The following is a 24,366-nucleotide window of genomic DNA, read 5'->3' as shown; positions in this document are numbered from 1 at the left end:
ATGACTAGTCATATAGGCGAAGATGAAATATCGATCAAAGGTGTGGATCGTTTTTTGTGAGGTTGATGGAAATAAAAAGCCCCGGCAGTTGCCGAGGCTAAGTTCCTGTTTAACGTTTAAAGCCCGCTTTCGGCTGCAATTTTTGCCTGGGCAATTGCTCCGGCATTGAATATGGGATGCTCGTGATTGTTCGTTAAGTCACGAACGCGGTAGATTTTCCATGCATCATCTTCACGACGAAGAAATACTTCAAGGTGAATGCTCCTCCCGCCACCTGCCCCTTCCATCACCTGGACTACTTCCCCGTTTAAAAATGGCCTTGCGTTTTCCACCCGTAACGCAGGTATCCATTCGCGGGCGTAATCCTGGGTATACGTAAAATAGTCAGACTCTATTAATTCTTGTTCCGGGATTTCCTTAATAGCACCAATGCGAGCAATAGTATCAGCAGAAACATATTTACGCAGTTCGTCGGCAGGATAGGGCCTGGCTTCATTACTGCCGAATGCACAAAGATAGGATTTATAAAATGATTCGGTAGTATCTTTCGCACTCTGATCTTGACTGGCAGCAGAACTACATCCCACCAGCAACATAGCGACTGATAAAAATATCCTTTTCATCAATGCATCCTGTAAATTTTAAATGATGGTTGCATTTTGCGGTACCAAGGCCCCGGATACATGCTTTTTTGAACAAAATCAGAAATCCACTGCGTGCCGTCATACATAGTCATGTGACCTATGCCGTTTCCTCCGGGATATGGCTGTATCACAGCCACATCGCCAGCTATTAAAGTCGAACCGGGCGGCAGCTCACGGAATCCAGCACGTAATAATTCCGCCCCATAATCTTTTGCATAATCTGTATTAGGCACCTTAACACTTCCAGCCAGAATCGCCAGACGGGTAAACTTAGCACATTCACTATAAGAGTGCCTCAGCGCGTGTGAACGGAGATACGAAACAGCAACATCTTTATTCCAACTCATTCTTAGTTCCCTTAAGTAAGTAAGAACGGAATTATTGTGCCAGTCATTAACCTGATGTTGGTTAAATAATGCTTAAATTTGTCCGGCCAAAATATTACTTTCGCGCCCAATAAAAAGGCCGGATTCGCTGCGCGGATCCGGCCAGAGTCATCGCTGTTAAAAGATTATCCGCGCGGGGCGTCGCCAAAGACGCTGTAGTCTGGCAGCCGCACCTGCTGATATGGCTCCCAGCCGCCGCCGAGGGCTTTGTAGAGCGCCACCAGATCAAGCGCGCTCTGCACCTGCGCCTGCGCCCGCTGCTGTTCGGCCTGAGCGAGCTGACGCTGGGCGTCCAGCACATCAATAAAGCTGGCGATCCCCTGCCGGTAGCTGTCGCTGGCGAGATCAAAGGCGTTTTGCAGCGCGTCGATGGTTTTCGCCAGGCCCGCTTCACGCTGCTGGTCGGTGCGATAGCTCACCAGCGCGTTTTCAACGTCGCCGAGCGCCGTCAGCACCGTCTGACGATAGTCCAGCACCGCCGCCCCCTGCTGCGCGCGCGCCACCTTAACGCTGGAGACCAGCCGACCGCCCTGGAAAATCGGTATGGAAACCTGCGGGCCAAAGCTGTAGAAGTGGCTGCTCCAGTCGGTTAGCCAGTTGGATTCGCTGTTGCGCAAGCCAAACTGCCCGGAGAGGGTAAAGCTCGGGAACAGCTCTGCCACCGAGACGCCAATCTGCGCCGTGGCGGCATGGAGATTCGCCTCCGCTTCGCGCACGTCCGGGCGACGGCGCGCCAGGGTGGACGGAATACCGGTCTGCACAATATCCGGCAAGGCAGGCATCGGCTGCACGGATTGCAGTTCGGCATCCAGCGCCCCCGGCGGTTTGCCAAGGAGGATCGCCAGCCCGTTCATCGCCTGGCGTTCCTGCGCCTGATACTGCGGCAACTGAGCTTCAAGATTGCCCAGCTGCGCCCGGGCGTTCTCCACGTCCATCTGCGGCGACAGCCCGCCCCGCTGGCGGCTTTCGGTCAGATCCAGCGTCTGCTGTGCGCTTTCAATTTGCGTATTAAGCGTGGCAATGATGCTCTGCGCTCCACGCAGCTGTAGCCACGCCCGCGCCACTTCGGCTTCCAGCGAGACCAGCGCATCGTTACGCTGCTCGATCGCTGCCCGCTGCTGCGCCTCGGCCGCTTCTACCTGACGGCGCACCTTGCCCCACAGGTCGATTTCCCACTGGGCGTCGAAGCTGCCCTGATAGAGGTTAATCGGCTGCGTCAGCGGGCCTAACGCGCCCCGCAGTTCAGGATCGACATTATTCAACTGGTCGTACACACCGTGGGATTTTAGCTCCCCTTCCAGCCCAAGCTGCTGGCGCGTCGCCTGCACATTGCCATTCACCGACGGGAAAAACGCCCCGCCGGCCTGGTTAATCTGTTCGCGCGCCCCGGCAATGCGTAATACGGTTTGCTGTAGCGTCAGATTTCCGGCGATGGCGCGTTCAATCAGGCTGTCGAGCTGCGGCGAGCCGAAGGTTTTCCACCAGCGCGGGTTAGTGGCGGCGGAGGAAGTTTGCGATTTCACCGCGCTGTCGCCCTTATCGTTCCAGTGCGTGGTGGCGAGCGGTGCAGGCTGTTGGTAGTCCGGCCCGACGGCGCAACCCACCAGCAGCATCATTATCATCAGGGGGTGTAAACGTCTGTGTATCATCAGTGTGCTCCTGCACTCCCCTCGCTCTTAACCGGCGAGAGCAACAAACAAAACGGAATCAGTAATAAGGCCACCGCGCTCAGAATGGTGAAGACGTCGATGTAGGCCAGAAAGCGCGACTGCTCGATCATCGTCTGGTACATCCGCCCGGTGGCAATGCCGGTCGGATCGCCCACCTGAGTGGTGAAGTTCTGGATCGCCTGGGCGCTTTCGCGTATCGCCAGCTGGAACTGCTCATTAAACGGCGAAGCGTGGTAGGCCAGATGCGCGCTGTGCGCCTGCGAGCGCTCGGTGATCGCCGCCGTCGAGAGCGAAATCCCAATCGAGCCGGCCACGTTGCGGAACATGGTAAACAGCGCCGCCGCGTCGGCGTTAAGCCGCCTCGGGATCGAGATAAAGGCGATGGTGGTCAGAGGCACAAACAGGAACCCCAGTCCAATCGACTGGGCGCTGCGGAACAGCACCAGCGTTTCGAAATCGATATCCGGCGTCAGCGTGCGGGACCAGAAGAACGACACCGCCAGGCAGGTAAAGCCGAAGGCGATGATCCAGCGCGTCTGCACCACCGGCATTAGCTTCAGCACCAGCGGGATGGTCAGCACAATCAGCACCGCGCCGGGCGAGAGCACCAGCCCGGACCAGGTGGCGGTATAGCCCAAATCCTGCTGCGCCAGCTGAGGAATAACCACCGAACTGCCGTACAGGATCATCGCCATCCCCGCCATCAGCAGGCTGGAGATCGCAAAGTTGCGGTCCTTCATACAGTGCAGATCCACCACCGGCTTTCTGGCATACATCAGCCAGTAGATCGCGCCGATAATACCGACCAGCGTCAGTACTGCGAAGGTGCGGATAAAGTTCGAATAAAACCAGTCATCATCTTCGCCCCGGTCGAGCATCACCTGCAAACAGCCAAGACCGAGGGCGATCAGGCCGATCCCCGTCCAGTCGACGGTGAGCTTCTCTTCCGACTTTTTCTCCCACGGCGGATCTTCCAGCAGCTGATAGATGGCCAGCACCGTCACAATCCCTACCGGGATATTGATAAAGAACACCCAGCGCCAGGAGTAGTTATCGGTGATCCAGCCCCCCAGCGTGGGGCCGAGTACCGGCGCGACGATAATGGCAATGGATGAAAGGCCAAAGGCTTTGCCCCTGTCCTCCGGCTTAAAGTAGTCGAGTAGCACCGACTGCTGGGTAGGCTGCAACCCGCCGCCAAAGAACCCCTGCATCACGCGGAACAGGATGATTTGCCATAGCTCGGTGGCGATACCGCACAGGAACGAGCAGATGGTGAACATCACAATGCAGATCAGGAAGAACTGTTTGCGGCCAAACAGGCGGCTGAGAAAGGCCGAAATCGGCAGCACGATGCCGTTCGCCACCAGGTAGCTGGTGAGCACCCAGGTGGATTCGTCATAGCTGGCCGAGAGCGACCCCGCGACGTGGGGCAGCGCCACGTTGACGATGGTGGTGTCCAGAATTTCCATAAACACCGCCAGGGTGACCACAATCGCCACCGCCCACGGGTTACTGGCGGGCTTCCAGTTATCGTGGCTGTGATCCGTCATTCCACGGTGACCTTCGGTTCAACCGACAGCCCCAGCGGCAGCGGCTTGTTCGGATCCAGCCCTTTATCAATCACGATTTTCACCGGTACGCGCTGAACGATCTTCACAAAGTTACCGGTGGCGTTTTCCGACGGGAAGGCGGAGAAGCGCGAGCCGCTGCCCTGCTGGATGCTGTCGATATGGCCTTCCAGCTCCATATCCGGCCAGGCATCGACGGACACGGTCACTTTGTCGCCCGGCTTCATGCGCTCAAGCTGCGACTCCTTGAAATTCGCCACCACCCACACGTTCGGGGAAACCAGCGAGAACAGCGCCGTGCCGGCCTGCACCAGCGTACCGGGCTGGACGTTGCGTTTAGTGACGAAACCGTCGAACGGGGCGCGGACTTCGGTATAAGAGAGGTTCAGGTTGGCGGTTTCCAGCTGCGCTCTGGCCTGATCGACCTGGCGTTCGCGGGCTTCGACGTTGGTCTCCTGCTGGCGGATTTGCAGCTGGACCTGCTCCGCCACCTCCAGCTGCGCCTGGGCGCTGGCCAGCCCCGCCTGCGCGCTGCGCAGCTGAGCGTTCGCGGCATCGATACTTTGTTGCGTGGTCGCGCGCGGGTCAACGCCGCGCTGACGGCGGTACTCCGCCTGCGCGTTGGCCATATCCGCCTGGGCTTTAAGTACCTGGGCTTTGGCTTCATCACGCTGGGCGGGATATTGCACCTTCGAGAGCGCCAGCTGCGCCTGGGCCTGATGCAGCTGCGCCAGCGCCAGCCCAAGCTGGGCCTGAGCCTGATCGCGCTGGGCGGTGGTATCACGCGGATCGATCACCACCAGCACATCCCCTTTCTTCACGCGCTGGTTATCCCGTACGCGAAGTTCTGTGACGTAGCCTGCCGTTTTTGGGGCAATGGTCACTACGTCGCCGTCGGTGAAGGCGTCGTCGGTGGTCTCTTCGTTACGGGTTAAAAACCACCAGACCAGCGCCACAATCACCATCACGATGACCACGATACCAAGGATAATTAACGGTTTTTTCCCCGGGCGCTTGCGCTCGTTATTGTTTTGATCCTGCTCGTCAGCAGGTGGGTTTTGATCTTCTGCCATAGTTCAGCAACGGTCCTGTCAGTGAGCGGCATCACACTATGCCGTTCACTAAAGCTAGGACGTTGCTATACATTTGCCAGGAAAAACTGACAAATTGCGCACTATATGAGAAGGAATAGTCCGAAACCGACCGCCGCTGACCAGAGCAGCATCGGGATTGACCATAAATGGAAGCGCCACCAGATGCGGCGATCGTTGGCCATCCGCAGGGCGATGAGGTTAGCCAGCGAGCCGGGCAGCAGCCCAAAGCCGCCGACGTTGACCGCCCACGCCAGCAGTACCGTAGGGGGAACATAGTTAAGCAGCAAAATGGTGGACGGCACGTTACTGATCACCTGCGAGAGACCAATCGCCGTCAGCCATAATCCCGGCTGCGACAGACCGCCAACGCTATGGAGAACGTTCTGCAATACCGGGAGCTGGATCAGCAGATGGACGTCAATAAACATCGCCATAAACACCAGCAGCAGCGTCCAGTCAACGCTCACCAGCACCCGCCGGGCGAGGAACAGGAAGCCACACGCCACCAGCAGCGCGCCAGCCAGCGCCTGGTTTAACTCCAGCGCGATAAGAAAAACGATATACAGCCCCAGGCAGCTCCAGACGAGACGCGGCTGCCACTGGGGCCCGGTTGTACCGCTGTGGTACTGCAACGATTTATTCGGGAAAGCAAACCAGCCCACCGCCAGCAGCGACGCCACGATCGCCAGCGCCAACGGCGCCATCTGCCCGGTAAATGCGGTAAACGACAGGCCGGAGCGTCCCCACAGCAGAATGTTCTGCGGGTTACCGATCGGCGTGAGCAGCGAGCCCGCATTGACGGCCAGCGCTTCAAAGATAATCAGACGGGTAACCGGTATTTCGCACAGCTTACGCAGCGTGAGCGTAAGCGGCACCACGATAAACAACGCCACGTCATTAGTGAGAAACGTCGACAGCAGCGCCGCCGAAAAGACCATGAACAGGGCCAGCTTGCGCTCGGTGGCGAAGCGGCGCACCATTTTGCGCCCCAGCACGTCAAAATAGCCGCTCAGCTCCACGCCTTTGGTGAGCATCATCAAACCGCTCAGGGTAATTATGGTGCGCCAGTCTATGGCCGCCGGCCAGGTGTGCGGCGTGAAGGGCACAAAGACGCTGAGCCCAACGCCAGTGATAAGTAAAAGATGGAAAAAGCGATCGCGTTTCAGGGCCTGCAAGCCGGGGATGTTCATTCAGCGGAGGGACCGTATTTGAGCGTAAATTCGCGGAACTTCACCAGCGTCTCTTCGCTAACGTGGTGTTCCATACCTTCGGCATCCCGACGGGCAATTTCCGGGCTGACGCCCAGTACCAGTAAAAAATTCTCGACGATCTGATGGCGCTCGCGGCTCTCCTGCGCCAGTTTTTCGCCTTCAGCGGTGAGAAACACCCCGCGCCAGGGGATCATCTCGATCAGCCCGACCGACGCCAGACGTTTTAACATTTTGGCAACGGTTGGCTGCGACACCCCAAGGCGTGCGGCCATATCCACCTGGCGCGCTTCTCCAACCTCACGAATCAGATCAGAGATCAGTTCGACATAATCATCAATCAGCTCCCGGCGATGCGCCTCGCGCACCTGGCGGAAGCCTTCCACATGCTCTTCAACGTTCACCAGTTGCGTCGTTTTTTTTGTTGTTGGCTTACCTGCGCGACGGTTCATTGTGCTTCCTCAATGGGGTTGACGCTTCCAGCGCCCTGTAACGGAGCGCACATTGTAAACCATAGCTCTACAAGCACAAAAAATTAACGAATTAGCCATAGCTATACAATATAGCCTGTGCTATATCTGTATGTAATGCAGTCACCCTTCACGGATCGAAGGGATCATGAATCAGGAGGTCTTATGAATGAATTCAAGAGGTGTATGAACGTGTTTACCCACTCTCCTTTTAAAGTGCGCCTGATGCTGTTGAACATGCTGTGCGATATGTTTAACGCCAAACCCCAGCAGGACGACAACTCTTCCCACTAAGCGGCGTCGCGGTACGCCGCTTCATTTTCCTGTCACACTTTCGCTGTAAGCTGGCCTGTTCCCGATTATTTTTGCGTATTTGCAGCCCCCTTCGCAAAACATCTGTTTAGCAACTGTTGACCTTAATTCACGCTCGCACTATCTTCTTGCAGCCCTGCACAATTTGCGGCTCGCTGAAGCGGACCTCTCATTCCCTTTCCACGCACTGTCCGGCAGGCTTTGACCCTTGACGCCAGGGTGAGCACATGGCGTTTTCGTGATAGTGATCTATGAACGTAACCCTGATTGATACACTTGTTACCCGCAGCCGGGGCTTAAGCCCGTGGACGGGATTCTATTTTTTGCAATCGCTGTTGATTAACTTTGCTCTTGGCTACCCCTTTAGCCTGCTTTATGCCGTCGGGTTCACCTGTATTCTTCACCTTCTCTGGCGAAGCGCACCGCGCATGCAGAAGGTGCTTATCGGGATCTGTTCTCTGGTTGCTGCCGCCTATTTCCCGTTTGGCCAGGCCTATGGCGCGCCAAACTTTAATACCCTGCTGGCGCTCCACTCCACCAATATGGAAGAGTCCACAGAGATCCTGACGATCTTTCCGTGGTACAACTACGTGGTTGGCCTTTTCATTTTTGCCCTCGGCGTGATTGCGGTTCGCCGTAAGCCCGTCGGGAAAAAGGCATGGGGTAAAATTGAAAGCCTGTGTCTGGCCTTTAGCGTGGTGACGTTTTTTGTTGCGCCGGTACAAAATCTGGCCTGGGGCGGCGTGTTTAAGCTTAAAGATACCGGGTATCCGGTGTTTCGCTTCGTCAAAGACGTGGTGGTGAATAACGAGGAAGTGCTCGACGAGCAGGCACGTATGGCCGAGCTTTCCACCATGAAAGACACCTGGAACGTGCTGGCGGTGAAACCGAAGTATCACACCTACGTGGTGGTGATCGGAGAAAGCGCGCGTCGCGATGCGCTCGGCGCGTTTGGCGGTCACTGGGATAACACGCCGTTTGCCAGCGCCGTTAACGGTACGCTGTTTACCGACTACGTGGCGGCCAGCGGCTCGACGCAGAAATCACTCGGTCTGACGCTCAACCGCGTGGTGGATGGAAAACCGCAGTTTCAGGATAATTTTGTCACCCTGGCCAACCGGGCAGGTTTTCAGACATGGTGGTTCTCTAACCAGGGACAGATCGGCGAATATGATACCGCCATCGCCAGCATCGCGAAGCGTGCCGACGAGGTACAGTTCCTGAAAAGCGGTGATTTCGAAGCCGATAAAAACACAAAAGATGAAGCGTTGCTAAAAATGACGGCGCAGGTCTTTGCTACTCAGCGCACCCAGCCGCAGCTGATTGTCCTGCACCTGATGGGGTCACACCCGCAGGCATGCGATCGTACCGGGGGAAAATATGCGGAGTTTGTGCAATCCAAAGAGACGTCCTGCTACCTCTACACCATGACGCAAACCGACGATCTCCTCAGCAAGCTGTACGGGCAGTTGCGCAACAGCGGCGACAGCTTCTCGATGGTCTATTTCTCTGACCACGGCCTGGCGTTTAAGGAGCGCGGTAAAGAGGTGCAGTATCTGGCCCACGATGACAAGTTCCAGCAGAACTTCCAGGTACCGTTTATGGTGCTGTCGAGTGATGACAAAACGCATCGCATTATAAAAGCGCGCCGTTCCGCGAACGATTTCCTGAAATTCTTCTCACAATGGACGGGGATTAAGGCGAAAGAGATAAAAAATGATTACCCGTTTATCTCCGGGAAGAAGGGCCCGCCAGTTTACATTACCAACTTTAAGTTACAGAAAGTCGACTATAACCATCTTGGGACGGATATTTTCGATATTAAGAGTAAGTAATTTCTGCCGTTTCGTGCGGGCTAATGCCCTCACCCTGGCCCTCTCCCACGGGGAGAGGGTACAAACAAAAAAATCCGCCTCAAAGGGCGGATTTTTTACTGGCTCACCGAAGTGATTAGAAGCGGTAACCTACGCCCGCGATCCAGGTGCCAACGTCAACGTTGCGGATACGGCTCTGCTCATAGGAGAAGTCCAGAGCAACGTTTTCGATTGGGTTGAACTGCATACCTGCGCCATAGGAGAAACCATAGTCGCTGTTGCTTGCAGTACGGTTCAGACCCTGGTTTTCGGTCTGCTGGAATTTACCGTAGCCAACACCTACAACACCGTAGATGCTTGCCCAGTCATTCAGGCGGTAAGCAGGACCCGCGGTGATGCCGTAGTACTGACCTTTATTGTAAGAGCCATTTTCAGTACGATCTTTCTCGGTGTAAGTGAAAGAACCGATCACACCCAGCGGGTTGTTGTCTTGCTCGTAACGGTACTTCAGGTTGAAACCGTTGGTTTTGTTCATCACGCCCTGCATATCGCTCTGAGCGTAACCACCAGTTACAGTAGAAGTTGCCGCTACAGCGGTACCTGCGGAAACAGCCAGAACAGCTGCCAGTGCTGAAAGACATGCAATTTTTTTCATAACCACCTCAAATGTGCTTCAAGTAAGTCCGTAAGTTTTAAATATATCAAAAAAATCTGTGAAACTCTTTGTCATTCACGATGTCTAATGCGACCTTTCCTGTAACAGAACATTTCCAGCACCAGCTATCTTGTTAAAATAACTCCAGATTTTCACCTTCAAACGCTAATAGTGCGCGTCATCGCCAGAAAGTTCATCCAGATTATTCCTAATCTTTCAGGCGATAAAAGCATCAACCTTTCCTCATTTTACGGATTTTCCCTGGATTTTTTTCAACAGTAGCTCAACCGTCGCAGCTTATTTCCATTACACTGCGACTTTTACCTCTTTTGACAAAAATTGACAGGAGAAAGGATGCCAGGTTTACCCCGTAAATCGTCGGTCTGGATGCCGGTGGCAGTTATACTTATCGCGATGATGTCCATACAAAGCGGCGCGTCGCTGGCAAAATCGCTGTTTCCGCTGGTTGGTGCGCCCGGCGTCACGGCGCTGCGTATCGCATTAGGCACCCTGATCCTCGTGGTTATCTTTAAACCCTGGCGGCTACGGTTTAAAAAGGAGCAGCGACTGCCTTTGCTTTTTTATGGGCTGGCACTGGGAGGGATGAACTACATGTTCTATCTCTCTATTCAGACTATCCCGCTGGGGATCGCGGTCGCGCTTGAATTTACCGGCCCGCTGGCGGTTGCCCTCTTCTCTTCTCGTCGTCCGGTAGATTTTATCTGGGTCATACTGGCCGTGCTGGGGCTATGGTTCCTGCTGCCGCTCGGGCAAAGCGTTTCACAAATCGATTTGACAGGGGCAGCTCTGGCGCTGGGCGCGGGGGCATGCTGGGCGGTGTATATTCTCACTGGCCAGCGTGCGGGCGAAGAGCACGGCCCCGCGACGGTCGCCTTAGGCTCACTAATTGCCGCCGTAATCTTTGTCCCAATCGGAATGGCACAAGCGACAGACTCAATATGGCAGTGGTCAATCCTGCCGGTTGGTCTGGCGGTTGCCATTCTCTCTACGGCCCTGCCCTACTCTCTGGAGATGATCGCCCTGACGCGCCTGCCCACACGCATTTTTGGTACGCTCATGAGCATGGAGCCCGCGCTGGCCGCCATCTCAGGAATGATTTTCCTCGGTGAAACCCTGACCCTGGTACAAACGCTGGCGCTCTGTTCCATTATCGCGGCGTCAATGGGCTCCACCCTGACCATGCGCCCGGAACCTAAAGTGCAAAAAATCGATCTCAACTAGGCCTTAAATTCTGCATGGCTAACCCGCCATGCAGAATATACGCCTCGTCAGTACTTCAAATAATTTCTTACAAACTATCTTGTATTGCCAAAATATTTCACCTGCCCGGCTTCCCGAAGAATGAATTAAGATTGATCTGTATCAACTTTAATAAACTACTTATTTTTCAATCAGTTGATAATACAATCTTACTTTCACTATTAAACCAATAGGCAGAGCCAAACCGCAGAGAAAAAATCCGGTGCTATACTTAGTCCCGTAATTACCTGGGACACAAACATCAAGAGGATATGAGATTATGAGTACCGCTAAACTGGTGAAAACGAAAGCGTCTAATCTGCTTTATACCCGTAACGATGTATCGGATAGCGATAAAAAAGCGACCATTGAGCTGCTGAATCGCCAGGTGGTCCAGTTCATCGATCTTTCGCTGATCACCAAACAGGCTCACTGGAATATGCGCGGTGCAAACTTTATTGCCGTTCATGAAATGCTGGATGGCTTCCGCACAGCACTGGTGACTCACCTGGATACCATGGCCGAACGTGCCGTACAGCTGGGTGGCGTGGCACTGGGTACCACACAGGTGATCAACAGCAAAACGCCATTGAAAAGCTATCCGCTGGATATCCATACCGTTCAGGATCACCTGAAAGAGCTGGCGGACCGCTACGCGATTGTGGCGAATGATGTTCGTAAAGCGATTGGCGAAGCCAAAGATGAAGATACTGCTGATATCTTCACTGCCGCATCACGCGACCTGGATCAGTTCCTGTGGTTCATTGAGTCCAACATCGAATAATCCCTGCGGATTTTCCGAATAACCCTCGCCCCTGGCGGGGGTTTTGCACATTTATGGTGCGCACTTTTGCCCGCAACGGCCGCAAAAGTGAATAAAATGTAATAATCACCTCACACAACCGTTAACGGAAGATTGTTTTTTCGTCAGATTCTGCGCTAAATATCCCCCTGTCAGAAGACCTTAACGAAGCGCACCAAAACGGTGCTCCATTCTGGTGCAACCTGGCAGGATTGCCACGCTTTTCGTGCAATGCGTGACATCATCCCCTTTGCAAAACAACAGCTTGTAAAACTGGCATGATTTTTTCATTGTGCCTGAGGTTCTCGCAGGGGATCGCCCCGTGGATATAAAAGGAAATGCTATGAAGTCTGTATTAAAAGTTTCACTGGCTGCACTTACCCTGGCGTTTGCGGTGTCCTCGCAGGCTGCCGACAAACTGGTTGTGGCGACGGACACGGCGTTCGTACCGTTTGAATTTAAACAGGGTGATAAATACGTTGGTTTTGACGTGGATCTGTGGGCCGCTGTCGCAAAAGAACTCAAACTGGATTACACCCTGAAGCCAATGGACTTCAGCGGCATTATCCCGGCACTGCAAACCAAAAACGTTGACCTGGCGCTGGCAGGCATCACCATTACCGAAGAGCGTAAAAAGGCCATCGATTTCTCTGACGGCTACTACAAAAGCGGCCTGCTGGTGATGGTGAAAGCGGATAACAACGATGTGAAAAGCGTGAAAGATCTTGACGGTAAAGTGGTTGCCGTGAAGAGCGGTACCGGCTCCGTGGATTACGCGAAAGCCAACATCAAAACCAAAGACCTGCGTCAGTTCCCGAACATCGACAACGCGTATATGGAACTGGGCACCAACCGCGCGGATGCGGTGCTGCACGATACGCCTAACATCCTTTACTTCATCAAAACTGCCGGTAACGGCAAGTTCAAAGCGGTAGGTGATTCTCTGGAAGCTCAGCAGTACGGTATTGCATTCCCGAAAGGCAGCGACGACCTGCGTAACAAAGTTAACGGCGCGCTGAAAACCCTGAAAGAGAACGGCACCTATAACGAAATCTACAAAAAATGGTTCGGTACCGAGCCTAAATAATTTCACCTGACTTCAGGTTTGTAACGCCCGGTGGCGCTTAAGCTTACCGGGCCTACGTTTTTTCGTTTTTCACCACGGTATACAGGAATACATCATGCAGTTTGACTGGAGCGCCATCTGGCCTGCCATTCCACTCTTGCTTGAAGGCGCTAAAATGACCCTGTGGATTTCGGTCCTCGGTCTGGTTGGCGGGTTGATTATCGGTCTTGTCGCCGGTTTCGCTCGTACCTACGGCGGCTGGATTGCAAACCACATCGCACTGGTTTTCATCGAAGTGATCCGCGGCACACCCATTGTGGTGCAGGTCATGTTTATCTACTTCGCCCTGCCGATGGCCTTCACCGACCTGCGCATTGACCCGTTCAGCGCAGCCGTTGTCACCATCATGATCAACTCCGGCGCCTACATTGCGGAAATTACCCGCGGTGCGGTGCTGTCGATTCATAAAGGGTTCAGTGAAGCTGGCCTGGCGTTAGGTCTTTCCCGTCGCGAAACGATCCGCCACGTTATTCTGCCGCTGGCGCTGCGCCGCATGCTGCCGCCGCTGGGTAACCAGTGGATCATCAGCATCAAAGACACCTCGCTGTTTATTGTTATCGGCGTGGCCGAGCTGACCCGTCAGGGCCAGGAGATCATCGCGGGTAACTTCCGCGCCCTGGAAATCTGGAGTGCGGTCGCCGTTGTCTACCTGATTATCACGCTTGTCCTGAGCTTTGTTCTGCGTCGTCTTGAAAGAAGGATGAAAATCCTGTGATTGAATTTAAAAACGTTTCCAAGCACTTTGGCCCAACCCAGGTGTTGCACAATATCGATTTGAACATCAGGCAGGGCGAAGTGGTGGTGATCATCGGGCCGTCGGGTTCCGGAAAATCCACCCTGCTGCGCTGCATTAACAAGCTTGAGGAGATCACCAGCGGCGATTTGATCGTTGATGGTCTGAAGGTTAACGATCCGAAAGTGGACGAGCGCATGATCCGCCAGGAAGCGGGCATGGTGTTCCAGCAGTTCTACCTGTTCCCGCACCTCACGGCGCTGGAAAACGTGATGTTTGGTCCTCTGCGCGTGCGCGGGGCCAGCAAAGCGGCAGCGGAAGCGCTGGCAAAAGATCTGCTGGCGAAGGTTGGTCTGGCGGAGCGTGCCCACCACTATCCTTCCGAGCTGTCCGGCGGCCAGCAGCAGCGCGTGGCCATTGCCCGTGCGCTGGCGGTGAAGCCAAAGATGATGCTGTTCGATGAGCCAACGTCGGCACTCGACCCGGAGCTGCGTCACGAAGTGCTGAAAGTTATGCAGGATCTGGCGGAAGAAGGCATGACGATGGTCATCGTTACCCACGAAATCGGCTTTGCCGAAAAAGTGGCGTCCCGTCTGATCTTCATTGATAAGGGCCGCATCGCGGAAGACGGTAATCCGCAGACGCTGATTGCGAACCCACCAAGCCAGCGCCTTCAGGAGTTCCTGCAACACGTCTCCTGATAACCACACACAGAGCCGGGCATGCCCGGCTTTTTTATGCCGGATTGTTCCCAAAAACTCCCCTCCGCTCCGCGCGCTCTATACTTATCATTTTGCACGATATTTTTGTCGGAGGACGCCGTGCCGTGGATCCTGTTACTCCTGTTTAGCCTGTTTAGCGCGCCGTCGCTCGCCGTAACCCTTCCCGGCGTCACCACCGGAGCCACCGCCACCCAGCAAAATGCGCCGCCAGAACCGGATGCTGAAAAGAAAAAAGCTGCCTACAGCGCGCTTGCCGACGTGCTTGAGAACGACACGTCCCGGCAGGAGCTGATCGATCAGCTGAGGAAGGTGGCCGCCACGCCGCCTCAAGATCCGGTTCCTGCTATTGCGCCGCCGGAAGCCGAAGAAGAAAAAACGGTGCTGGAAAACGTCACCGACATCAGTCGCCGCTACGGGGAAGCCCTGTCGTCGCGTTTTGCCCAGCTCTATCGCAACCTGGTTGGCACCTCACATAAGCCTTTTAATCCTCACACCTTTTCCGCCGCCGCCACCCAGTTTGCTATTCTGGCTGGTGCCGTCTTCATTTTTTACTGGCTGTTGCGCCTGTCTGTCTGGCCGCTTTACCGGAAAATGGGACAGTGGGGACGCAAAAAGAATCAGCATAAAAGCAGCTGGCTGCATCTTCCGGCAATGATTACCGGGGCGTTTGTCATCGATTTGCTGCTGCTGGCCCTGACGCTGTTTGTCGGTCAGCTGCTGGCTGACCGCCTTAATACCGGAAACAAAACCATCGCGTTTCAGCAGGGACTGTTCCTCAATGCGTTTGCCCTGATTGAGTTCTTTAAAGCCCTCCTGCGGTTGATCTTCTGCCCACGCGTGCCGGACCTTCGCCCCTTCGCCATTTCGGATCAGAGCGCCAAATACTGGGCGGTGCGGCTTAGCGTGCTGAGCGGGTTGATCGGTTATGGCTTGTTGGTTGCCGTGCCGATTATTTCCAACCAGGTTAACGTGCAGTTCGGGGCGCTGGCGAACGTGCTGATCATGCTGTGCATTACCGTCTGGGCGCTGTACCTCATCTTCCACAATAAAAAAGCGATCACCGACAGCCTGCTGCACCTGGCCGATCGCTCCCTCTCCTTTTTCAGCCTCTTTATTCGCGCCTTTGCGCTGGTGTGGCACTGGCTGGCCAGCGCCTATTTTATTGTGCTCTGTTTCTTCTCCCTGTTCGACCCGGGCAATAGCCTGAAATTTATGATGGGGGCGACGTTCAAAAGCCTGGCGATTATCGGCATTGCGGCCTTTGTCTCTGGCCTGCTTTCCCGCTGGCTGTCGAAAACGATCACCCTGTCGCCGCAGGTTCAGCGTAACTACCCGGAACTGCAAAAGCGGGTGAATGGCTGGATGACCGTATCCCTGAAGGTGGCGCGTATTCTGACGGTCTGCGTGGCAATTATGCTGCTGCTGAACGCGTGGGGGCTGTTTGATTTCTGGAACTGGCTGCATAACGGCGCGGGGGAAAAGACCGTTGATATTCTTATTCGTATCGCGCTGATCCTGTTTTTCTCCGCCGTCGGCTGGACGCTGCTGGCAAGCCTTATCGAAAACCGTCTGGTGTCGGATGTCCACGGCAGGCCGCTACCGAGCGCCCGCGCCCGCACGCTGCTAACCCTGTGCCGCAACGCGCTGGCGGTGATCATCAGTACCATCACCATCATGATTGTGCTGTCGGAAATCGGCGTGAATATCGCCCCGCTGCTGGCGGGTGCCGGTGCGCTGGGGCTGGCGATCTCCTTCGGTTCTCAGACGCTGGTGAAGGATATTATCACCGGCATTTTTATCCAGTTTGAGAACGGGATGAATACCGGGGATCTGGTGACCATCGGTCCGCTCACCGGCACGGTCGAGAGGATGTCCATTCGCTCCGTCGGCGTGCGTCAGGATACCGGCGCGTACCACATTATTCCGTGGTCATCGATCACCACCTTTGCCAACTTTGTGCGCGGCATTGGTTCGGTGGTGGCGAATTATGATGTCGATCGTCACGAAGATGCAGATAAGGCGAAGCAGGCGCTGCGGGATGCGGTGAACGAACTGATGGAGATGGAGGATATTCGCGGGCTGGTGATTGGTGAACCATCGTTCGCGGGCATCGTCGGGCTGACGAACACTGCCTTTACCCTGCGCGTGTCGTTCACCACCCAGCCGCTGAAGCAGTGGACGGTGCGCTTCGCCCTCGACAGCATGGTGAAAAAACACTTCGATCTGGCGAACGTGAGAGCGCCGGTGCAGACGTATCAGGTATTGTCGCCGCCCGCTTCGCCGCTCCCTCCGCAGGAGCCGACGCTGTAAACGAGCCGGGTGGCGGCTTCGCCTTACCCGGCCCGAGAAACGATTATTTGCGGCGTTTGTTATCGTCCATAAAGGACCAGGCAATAAAGCGGCTCTGCTTCTGGCCCTGCGCCATCTCTTTTTTAACCACTTTCACCGCGCCGACGTCGGTCAGCGCGCGGTAAAGCGGCGGCAGGTTATCGCCACGGGAGACCAGCGTGGTAAACCATTTCACCTGACGACCGAAGCCCTTACTCTCGGCAATCATGCGCAGAATAAATGCCACTTCCCCGCCCTCGCACCACAGCTCCTGCTGCTGGCCGCCAAAGTTCAGCGCGCCATCTTCAGCCTGGCCCAGGTTACGCCGCTTGCGTTCACTTCCCGCACGAGCGGAGGCGGCGGAGTCGTGGAATGGCGGGTTGCACAGGGTGGCATCATATTGTTCGTTCTTATGAATAATGCCGTTGAAAATAGCAGCGGCATCCTTCTGACGACGCAGACGAACGGCCCGGCTTAACCCCGGGTTAGCGTTGATAATGGCCTGCGCGCTGGCGAAGGCCTCGGCACCGATCTCGCTACCGGTAAACCGCCACTGATATTCATGTGCGCCTATCAGGGGGTAGATCAGGTTCGCGCCCGTACCGATATCAAGCACGGTGGCCTGTTTTGGCACCACGCCGCCATTGTCATCCGCCAGCAGATCGGCAAGATGATGGACGTAATCCGCACGTCCTGGCACCGGTGGGCAGAGAAAGCCATCCGGGATGTCCCAGTGCGTAACGCCATAAAAATGGGCCAGCAGCGCTTTGTTCAGCGTCTTAACCGCCAGCGGATCGGCAAAGTTTACCGACGGTTCACCGGCTGGTGTCTGAACAATAAAATCCTGCAATTCGGGGCAGCTCAGGCACAGGGCTTTCATGTCGTAGCGGCTACGGTGGCGGTTACGCGGGTGCAATCCCGGCTTTTGGGAAGTCATGGCATTCTCCTTTAAACAGCCGCGTAAGATACCCTGTGACGGCGCGGGGGTAAATAACTGTCTGAGACGCACAAAAAAACGACAAAAATCAGCGACCTGTATGTCTATGATCTGTCAACAAATTGTCAGAATTTATCGTTCAAAAAATAAGCAGATCATCATCAAATTTTTGCGCTAAATCACACGCGTCAGGCTTCTAAACTTAAGAGGAATCACCTGTTGTTTCCCCTGAGGATGTGATTATGAAAAAATATCTGACCTTTATTATTGCGGGTGCGCTGGCAGGCGCATCGTTCTCAGCCTGGTCCGTTCAACCTCTGACAGACAGCAACGATACCAGCCAGCTACGTGCGGCGGGGACGGTCTCTGTCAGCCGGGCAAGCAACCTTGATGACCTTCAGGACAAGCTGGCCGAAAAAGCGCGTCAGGAAGGGGCTAAAGGCTTCGTGGTGAACGCTGCCGGTGGCGATAACCATATGTACGGCACCGCGACCATCTATAAATAATCGATTTCCTTCCCACACTGCATCTGCCAGGCAGATGCAGTTCTCATTCCCTTCCTTCGCCTTGACTGTGCGTTTTTTAACCCCATATTAAGATGAATGGCTTAAACAGATCAGGAGAACATGATGGCTTACGGCTGGGCGAATGACGACGCCGTTAACGAACAGATCAACAGTACTATTGAAGATGCGGTCGCGCGTGCTCGCGGTGAAATTCCACGCGGCGAAAGTTTGACGGAATGCGAAGAGTGCGGAGATCCGATTCCTGAGGCACGGCGTAAAGCCATTCCTGGCGTACGGCTATGTATTGCCTGTCAGCAGGAGAAAGATTCGAAAAATGCGACACATTCAGGATATAATCGCAGAGGATCGAAAGACAGCCAGTTACGTTGACTTTCCTTTACCGAAGTTAACCGCGCCAGCCGTTTACTTTACGCTCACGACTTTTAGCGATACGCGTAGCAAATCGTGCCCTTCCGATGGCTTCTGTAAAGCGCATCCACAAGAAGTGTCAATTCCGCTTCTGAATTTATTAATAATCAATAAGTTATTTGTCATTCAATTTTTTTGATCAACCACGTCAATTCTCTTCGATTTTATCTTCCGCTAAAAACCGTGATACTTATCACATCGACGGAACATCGTCCCTTTAACAGAATAACCTGCGAGAATTGACCTATGAAAACCATCAAATATGCTGTTGCCGCTGTTGCCCTGTCCGCTCTCTCTTTCGGCGCTTTCGCCGTAGAGCCAGTCTCCTCTACGCAGGCACAGGATCTGAACAAAATCGGGGTGGTGAGTGCTGAAGGCGCGACCACGCTGGACGGTCTGGAAGCTAAACTGGCGGAAAAAGCAGCCGCTGCCGGCGCAAGTGGATACACCATCACGTCCACTAACGGTAATAACAAACTGAGCGGTACTGCGGTTATCTACAAGTAATCGAACGAATTATGCTCCACCCTCACCATACCCTCTGGTGAGATGCTCCAACCCTCATTGACCCTGTTGTTGTTACCCTTGTTTGCCCGTCCGCCACTGGACGGGCTTTTTTTTGCTTAAAACGACTGTGCCACGCGCTGCAATCCGGCTTCCACGGATGCCACTTCCCCTGCCGCCAGCAGGCAGCAGGCCATTTGCAGCTTGATCGACTGAGGAACCGGCACCTTTCCGGCCAGACACTGTACGATCCAGTGCGCGGTGACCTGCGGATCTTTTGACTCGGGCAAGATCACATCGCAGTTCTCTTCCCCACGTTCCAGTACGACCCGCGTCCCGGCAGGCTCAATCAGCATCAGCTGTGGACAACGCTGCGGGTTGGCATAAATCTCCCCTTCCGTCCCGTGCATCAGCAGCGCCCGCCCGCCGATTTCGGCAAAAAATTGTCCGACCCGCGTCACGTACTCCGGATGGGAGACGCTGGAAAGACGTAGCGCGGCGTCTTCGGCAAACGGCGTCGCCAGCTTCGCCAGGGTGTGGGCGCTGTTACGTACTCCCATTCGCCATCGCATGTCCAGCTGCTTTTCCAGCGGCGGGCAGAGCGCGCGCACGGGAATATAGACCGGCTGGTTCCCCTCCAGTTTGGCCTGCGCCTGGCCAGCATGGAGAGTAGGTTCGATGCCTAATAATTCCAGAATGGTTTCTGTCAGCACGCGCGTTGGATCTTCGCTCACGCCATGCACCACCACCGGGAAACCGAGTTTCTGCAACAGAATAGCCAGCAGCGGCGTGAGGTTTGCCTGCTTACGCGCGCCATTGTAGGTCGGGATCACTATCGGCATCGGCTTCGTGACGGGCGGGGTTAAACGCATCGTCTGCGACTGCATGGCCTCATAAAAACCCCGCATCTCCGCCTCACCTTCCCCTTTGATGCGCAGCGCAATCAGAATGCCGCCCATTTCCAGCTCCGGCACGTCGCCATTCAGCATATGCGTGTACAACGCACGGGCCGTTTCCTGGTCCAGATCGCGAGCATGGTTTTTCCCACGCCCTACCTCTTTGATAATTTTGCGGTAATCCACGACATTTCTCCTGACAGCATCATCTTGTTAACAATATAGCCCGATGGACACGCACCCGATAGTGTTTTGTGATCATTATCAACCTGCTGTTTTCAGATAAAAAAATAAACTCAAGCATTATTTGCAATATTTGTGATTGGGACAAAAGATTCGTCTCTGTCCTTTTTTTGATTAAATAAACATCGAAAAGTCATTAAAGGTCAACGGAGAAAACGTCCAGGCAACGTTTTTGCCAGAAACACATCGGGATTTACTATGAACAAGGTTGCATTAGGGTTGTTTATCGCCGCAACGGTGGGATGTTCTGCATCTGCATTTGCGGCAACCAACGGTGAAGGGCAGATTAATTTCACCGGAGAAATTATCGATTCTGCTTGCCAGGTCGTGAATGGATTAAGTAATCCATTAGATGTTCAGTTGGGAAAAGTATCTAAAACGGTATTTACCGGTGCAGGCTCTACCAGCACATTAACGAAGTTTGATATTAAGTTAACCAATTGTCCGGAAACCGTAACCTCGGCAGCGATTAACTTCGGTGGTACCCCGGATGCGGATAATAATGCTGCGCTGGCGTTAACGCCCGATACCGATGCGGCTACCGGTGTGGCTATTCAGCTGGTTGACACGTCCGGGCAGCCTGTCAGCCTATATACCCCTTCGAAGCAATATCCTTTAGCCTCCGGCACGGCGGTTAACGATCTGGAGTTCGGTGCGCGTTATATTCAAACCCAGGCGGCAGTCACCGCGGGCCCTGCTAACTCTGTATCAACCTTCACCGTTATTTATAACTGATCTTATCAATCCTGAGATATTAATGCTTTTGCGAGCATTAATATCTCATCTTTTTATTGAGAAATCTTTATGCGCCACGGTTATTTGCTGAGCACTCTTTTACTGGTAGCAGCCTCGGCACAGGCGGGGGTCGTGATTAATGGCACCCGGCTGGTCTATCAGGGAGATAAAAAGGAATCATCTCTCGGTCTTTCAAACCCGGATACCACGGATTATCTGGTGCAGTCCTGGGTCGATTCTGGCGGTAAAAACCAGGCCAAAGCCCCGTTCCTGATCACCCCGCCGCTTTTTCGACTGGATGCGAAAGAGGATAACGTCCTGCGCGTAGTCCGTACGGGAGGAAATTTACCGGAAGACAGGGAATCTCTGTACTGGCTGAATATTAAAGCGATCCCGTCCTCCAAGCATGTCGAAGGGGTAAATACGCTGCAAATTGCCATTAATACCCGCATTAAATTGCTCTATCGCCCGTCAGCGGTAAAAGGCAGACCAGAAGATGTGGCCGATAAACTTGAATGGCATCGCGAAGGGAATGATTTAGTGGTGAATAATCCCACACCTTTCTTTATGAATTTTCAGACCGTCACCCTGAATGGTCAGAAAGTCAAAAAAGCCACCTGGGCTGTGCCGAAAACTGAAACGCATTTTGCTTTACCTGGCAACGTCGGAGGTTCTACCGTCGCGTATTCCATTATTACCGATTACGGCAGCATCAGTCAGACATGGTCTAAACCCGTTCATTAATCGTATTACCCGGTAATAAAATCATCATGTACAGCCATAAAAAGCCGTTCACCTGCCGATTTTCGTCATTGCTGATGGCTATTTGTTGCCTGGCAATGGCGATCTTTGCGCAGCAGGTTTTGGCTGATGATTATTTTAACCCTGCCCTGCTGGACATTGATAACCCGCAGCAGGGAAAGACCGATCTGTCTGTCTATGAAAAAGGTCCCGGCCAGGCGCCAGGTAAATATCAGGTCGCGATCTTTATCAATAACAATAAAATTGATACCCGCGACGTGACCTTCAACTTAGTTAAAGATCCACAGGGCACCAGCACGCTCCAGCCTTGTTTTACACTGGACGAATTAAAGAGCCTCGGGATCAAAACGCAAAAATATCCGCAGCTGAGGGCAGAAGGTCAGTGCGCCGATCTACACGCCATCCCTTCGGCATCCGCGACCTTTCGCGTGCGCAATCAGCAGCTGCTGCTGAGCATTCCGCAAAAGGCGCTCGGTCAGGTTCCTCGCGGTTACATCGACCCGAAAGAGTTTGACGAAGGGATCAACGCGGGCCTGCTTAATTACAGCGTCAACGCCAGCCAGAGCCATGCGCGCCAGCAGGGTGAAGAGAATAGCAGCAGCCAGTACGTTAACCTGCGTCCCGGCTTCAACATCGGGGCATGGCGCGTTCGTAACTACTCCACCTGGAATCGCAGCACCACGGGTCATGAGGAGGAACAGAAATTCACCTCCGTTTATACCTATGCGCAACGCGATATTGTGGCGATGAAAAGTGACGTGACGGTGGGCCAAAGCACCTCACCTTCCGACGTTTTTGACAGCGTGCCCTATACCGGCGTGGAGCTAAAATCCGACAGCGACATGCTGCCGGACAGCGAGAAAGGCTATGCCCCTATTATTCGCGGCAGCGCCCACAGCAATGCGCTGGTGATGGTCCGCCAGAACGGGTACGTAATTTATCAGAATACGGTCGCGCCGGGTGCGTTCGAGATTAACGACCTCTACCCCACCGGCAGCAGCGGCGACCTCCAGGTCACGGTGAAAGAAACAGACGGCAGCGAAAGCCACTTCGTGGTGCCGTTTGCCTCCGTGCCGGTATTGCAGCGTGAAAAAAACCTGCGCTACAGCGTAACCGCCGGGCGTTATCGCTCTTATGACAAAGACGTTGAAAAGACCCCGTTTGCCCAGGGAAGCGCCATCTACGGTTTACCCTTCGGCTTCACGGTCTACGGCGGCGTGCAGCAGAGTAACCATTATCAGTCACAGGCGATTGGCGCCGGGAAAAACATGGGCGATCTGGGGGCGTTCTCCATTGACGTAACCCGCGCCAGAGCTCTGTTGAAAAAACAGCAGTCCAGCAAGGGCCAGTCATGGCGCATCCGTTACAGCAAAGATTTCGCCGGTTCGGGCACCAACTTTACCCTTGCGGGCTATCGCTATAACAGCAAAGGGTTTTACACCCTGGACAACACCATGGAGTCATATACCCGCTCCGACAACTGGTCTGCACCGCAGCAGCGCCGCGCCCGAACCGAAGCCACCATCGACCAGACGCTGCCGGAAGGCTGGGGATCCGTCACCCTGAGCATGGTGAAAGAGACGTACTGGAGTCAGAGCCAGAACATGACCTCGATGAGCGTCAGCTACAACAATAGCTGGCACGGGGTGAGCTACAGCCTCAGCTACAGCATGAACAAAAACACCCAGGACAGCGATGAAGACGGTAACGAGGTGACAAACGACAACCAGTTCTCGCTGAGCGTCTCGGTGCCGCTGGACCGCTGGATGCATAACACCTGGGCCACCTACAACCTGAACAACACCAAAGACGGCACGACGCAGAACATCGGCCTGAACGGCACGGCGCTGAAAGAGGACAACCTGAACTGGAACATCCAGGAAGGGCTGAGCAGCACCGGCAGCGGTAACTCCACCAGCATCAACGCCGATTACAAAGCGACCTATGGCGAAGTGAGCGCAGGCGTCAGTCAGGATAAGTATCAGCAGACCCTGAACGTCGGTTTGCAGGGCGGCGTGGTTGCCCATGCGAACGGAATAACCCTGAGCCAGCCGCTCGGTGACACCATCGCGCTGGTGAAAGCGCCGGGCACGCACGGAACCCATATCACGAACCAGACGGGCGTCGAGACCGACTTCCGCGGCTACACCGTCGTGCCGTTTGTTACCGCGTATCGCCGCAACACCATCGCGCTGGATACCGAAACGCTACCGGACAACGCCGACGTCACCCACGCGGCGCAGATCGTGACGCCAACCCGCGGGGCCGTGGTGCGCGCCAGCTTTAACACCCGCGTGGGTAACCGCGTCCTGATGATGCTTACGCAAAAGGGTAAACCGCTGCCCTTCGGCGCAACGGTCACCACCGAAGATAAGGACAGCGAATTTATTGTCGGGAATGACGGCCAGACCTACCTCTCTGGTCTGCCGCAGCAAGGGCATCTCTACGTTTCCTGGGGACAGGGGGCGAACGAGCACTGCGTCGCTGACTATGCGCTAACGGATGAGAAAGAGCAAACCAGCATCATTAACGCTGCCGCGCAGTGTCACTGATCCACCGTTC

Annotated in this window: 24 protein-coding genes; 14 read left to right on the top strand and 10 right to left on the bottom strand. The window is 54.6% G+C overall.

Going from position 1 to position 24,366, the window contains the following annotated elements; translation table 11 throughout:
* Positions 1 to 116: 116 nt before the first annotated feature.
* From BFV63_RS06895 to mntR, 7 genes are all read right to left on the bottom strand, one after another.
* A complete protein-coding gene (locus tag BFV63_RS06895; RefSeq protein WP_045336966.1) occupies positions 117 to 623 on the bottom strand; it encodes a YqhG/Tai3 family protein in 507 nt (168 codons plus the stop codon).
* On the bottom strand, positions 623 to 991 hold the full coding sequence (locus tag BFV63_RS06890) for a hypothetical protein (protein ID WP_069597470.1): 369 nt from the start codon (positions 989 to 991) through the stop codon (positions 623 to 625). The genes BFV63_RS06895 and BFV63_RS06890 overlap by 1 nt, the downstream gene beginning before the upstream one ends.
* A 164-nt stretch (positions 992 to 1,155) precedes the next feature.
* The gene (locus tag BFV63_RS06885) at positions 1,156 to 2,679 is read right to left on the bottom strand and encodes an efflux transporter outer membrane subunit (RefSeq protein ID WP_045343620.1); all 1,524 of its coding nucleotides are present in this window, start codon (positions 2,677 to 2,679) and stop codon (positions 1,156 to 1,158) included.
* Positions 2,679 to 4,250, bottom strand: coding sequence for a DHA2 family efflux MFS transporter permease subunit (locus BFV63_RS06880; protein WP_015571056.1), 1,572 nt, complete (start codon positions 4,248 to 4,250; stop codon positions 2,679 to 2,681). The genes BFV63_RS06885 and BFV63_RS06880 overlap by 1 nt, the downstream gene beginning before the upstream one ends.
* Entirely contained in the window at positions 4,247 to 5,341 is a 1,095-nt protein-coding gene (locus BFV63_RS06875; RefSeq protein ID WP_023324361.1) for an HlyD family secretion protein, read from the bottom strand. Before BFV63_RS06875 ends, BFV63_RS06880 begins: the two co-directional genes overlap by 4 nt.
* Before the next feature lie 101 nt (positions 5,342 to 5,442).
* A complete protein-coding gene (locus tag BFV63_RS06870; RefSeq protein ID WP_023315683.1) occupies positions 5,443 to 6,552 on the bottom strand; it encodes an anion transporter in 1,110 nt (369 codons plus the stop codon).
* Positions 6,549 to 7,022 (bottom strand): manganese-binding transcriptional regulator MntR, encoded by a 474-nt coding sequence (mntR, locus tag BFV63_RS06865; RefSeq protein WP_022650657.1) that lies wholly within the window; start codon positions 7,020 to 7,022, stop codon positions 6,549 to 6,551. The genes BFV63_RS06870 and mntR overlap by 4 nt, the downstream gene beginning before the upstream one ends.
* A gap of 183 nt (positions 7,023 to 7,205) precedes the next feature.
* Here mntR and mntS point away from each other — a divergent pair, with 183 nt between their 5' ends.
* Positions 7,206 to 7,334, top strand: a complete 129-nt coding sequence (gene mntS / locus BFV63_RS06860) for a manganase accumulation protein MntS (RefSeq protein ID WP_017384915.1) — start codon at positions 7,206 to 7,208, stop codon at positions 7,332 to 7,334.
* Positions 7,335 to 7,603: 269 nt separating this feature from the next.
* Complete coding sequence (locus BFV63_RS06855; RefSeq protein ID WP_032608903.1) at positions 7,604 to 9,187, top strand: phosphoethanolamine transferase; 1,584 nt, start codon at positions 7,604 to 7,606, stop codon at positions 9,185 to 9,187.
* A 115-nt stretch (positions 9,188 to 9,302) separates the two neighbouring features.
* On the opposite strand, the gene ompX is transcribed toward BFV63_RS06855, so the two are convergent.
* The gene (gene ompX, locus BFV63_RS06850; protein ID WP_003858450.1) at positions 9,303 to 9,821 is read right to left on the bottom strand and encodes an outer membrane protein OmpX; all 519 of its coding nucleotides are present in this window, start codon (positions 9,819 to 9,821) and stop codon (positions 9,303 to 9,305) included.
* Between the two features lie 354 nt (positions 9,822 to 10,175).
* On the opposite strand from ompX, the gene rhtA reads away from it, so the two are divergent.
* From rhtA to ybiO, 6 genes are all read left to right on the top strand, one after another.
* Entirely contained in the window at positions 10,176 to 11,063 is an 888-nt protein-coding gene (gene rhtA / locus BFV63_RS06845) for a threonine/homoserine exporter RhtA (RefSeq protein WP_022650655.1), read from the top strand.
* Positions 11,064 to 11,361: 298 nt separating this feature from the next.
* Positions 11,362 to 11,865 (top strand): DNA starvation/stationary phase protection protein Dps, encoded by a 504-nt coding sequence (gene dps, locus BFV63_RS06840; RefSeq protein WP_000100801.1) that lies wholly within the window; start codon positions 11,362 to 11,364, stop codon positions 11,863 to 11,865.
* Between the two features lie 361 nt (positions 11,866 to 12,226).
* Positions 12,227 to 12,970 (top strand): glutamine ABC transporter substrate-binding protein GlnH, encoded by a 744-nt coding sequence (gene glnH, locus BFV63_RS06835; protein ID WP_003858455.1) that lies wholly within the window; start codon positions 12,227 to 12,229, stop codon positions 12,968 to 12,970.
* A 94-nt stretch (positions 12,971 to 13,064) separates the two neighbouring features.
* Positions 13,065 to 13,724 carry a glutamine ABC transporter permease GlnP gene (glnP, locus tag BFV63_RS06830; protein ID WP_003858462.1) on the top strand — a complete coding sequence of 220 codons (660 nt, stop codon included), beginning with the start codon at positions 13,065 to 13,067 and terminating at the stop codon, positions 13,722 to 13,724.
* On the top strand, positions 13,721 to 14,443 hold the full coding sequence (gene glnQ / locus BFV63_RS06825; RefSeq protein WP_048241107.1) for a glutamine ABC transporter ATP-binding protein GlnQ: 723 nt from the start codon (positions 13,721 to 13,723) through the stop codon (positions 14,441 to 14,443). Before glnP ends, glnQ begins: the two co-directional genes overlap by 4 nt.
* A 120-nt stretch (positions 14,444 to 14,563) precedes the next feature.
* Positions 14,564 to 16,774, top strand: coding sequence for a mechanosensitive channel protein (gene ybiO / locus BFV63_RS06820; RefSeq protein WP_023315681.1), 2,211 nt, complete (start codon positions 14,564 to 14,566; stop codon positions 16,772 to 16,774).
* A gap of 43 nt (positions 16,775 to 16,817) precedes the next feature.
* On the opposite strand, the gene rlmF is transcribed toward ybiO, so the two are convergent.
* On the bottom strand, positions 16,818 to 17,729 hold the full coding sequence (gene rlmF / locus BFV63_RS06815) for a 23S rRNA (adenine(1618)-N(6))-methyltransferase RlmF (RefSeq protein WP_023315680.1): 912 nt from the start codon (positions 17,727 to 17,729) through the stop codon (positions 16,818 to 16,820).
* 242 nt (positions 17,730 to 17,971) lie between these two features.
* Here rlmF and mcbA point away from each other — a divergent pair, with 242 nt between their 5' ends.
* The 3 genes from mcbA (at position 17,972) to ybiJ (ending at position 19,171) form a co-directional block, all read left to right on the top strand.
* Positions 17,972 to 18,235, top strand: a complete 264-nt coding sequence (gene mcbA, locus BFV63_RS06805; protein ID WP_003858470.1) for a DUF1471 family periplasmic protein McbA — start codon at positions 17,972 to 17,974, stop codon at positions 18,233 to 18,235.
* A 123-nt stretch (positions 18,236 to 18,358) separates the two neighbouring features.
* Positions 18,359 to 18,625 (top strand): DksA/TraR family C4-type zinc finger protein, encoded by a 267-nt coding sequence (locus BFV63_RS06800; RefSeq protein ID WP_069597469.1) that lies wholly within the window; start codon positions 18,359 to 18,361, stop codon positions 18,623 to 18,625.
* A gap of 285 nt (positions 18,626 to 18,910) precedes the next feature.
* Positions 18,911 to 19,171 carry a DUF1471 family protein YbiJ gene (gene ybiJ / locus BFV63_RS06795; RefSeq protein WP_003858474.1) on the top strand — a complete coding sequence of 87 codons (261 nt, stop codon included), beginning with the start codon at positions 18,911 to 18,913 and terminating at the stop codon, positions 19,169 to 19,171.
* Positions 19,172 to 19,287: 116 nt separating this feature from the next.
* On the opposite strand, the gene ybiB is transcribed toward ybiJ, so the two are convergent.
* Positions 19,288 to 20,250, bottom strand: coding sequence for a DNA-binding protein YbiB (ybiB, locus tag BFV63_RS06790; protein WP_048241110.1), 963 nt, complete (start codon positions 20,248 to 20,250; stop codon positions 19,288 to 19,290).
* Positions 20,251 to 20,505: 255 nt separating this feature from the next.
* Here ybiB and BFV63_RS06785 point away from each other — a divergent pair, with 255 nt between their 5' ends.
* The 3 genes from BFV63_RS06785 (at position 20,506) to BFV63_RS06775 (ending at position 24,356) form a co-directional block, all read left to right on the top strand.
* The gene (locus BFV63_RS06785) at positions 20,506 to 21,042 is read left to right on the top strand and encodes a fimbrial protein (RefSeq protein ID WP_003858476.1); all 537 of its coding nucleotides are present in this window, start codon (positions 20,506 to 20,508) and stop codon (positions 21,040 to 21,042) included.
* Positions 21,043 to 21,111: 69 nt separating this feature from the next.
* Complete coding sequence (locus BFV63_RS06780; RefSeq protein ID WP_023315677.1) at positions 21,112 to 21,786, top strand: fimbrial biogenesis chaperone; 675 nt, start codon at positions 21,112 to 21,114, stop codon at positions 21,784 to 21,786.
* A 26-nt stretch (positions 21,787 to 21,812) separates the two neighbouring features.
* Positions 21,813 to 24,356: a fimbria/pilus outer membrane usher protein gene (locus BFV63_RS06775; RefSeq protein ID WP_072203111.1), complete on the top strand. Its 2,544-nt coding sequence runs from the start codon at positions 21,813 to 21,815 to the stop codon at positions 24,354 to 24,356.
* Positions 24,357 to 24,366: the final 10 nt, after the last annotated feature.

The sequence above is a fragment of the Enterobacter hormaechei subsp. xiangfangensis genome (genome assembly GCF_001729785.1).
GTDB lineage: Bacteria > Pseudomonadota > Gammaproteobacteria > Enterobacterales > Enterobacteriaceae > Enterobacter > Enterobacter hormaechei_C.
This window is presented reverse-complemented; position numbering and strand designations above follow the sequence as displayed.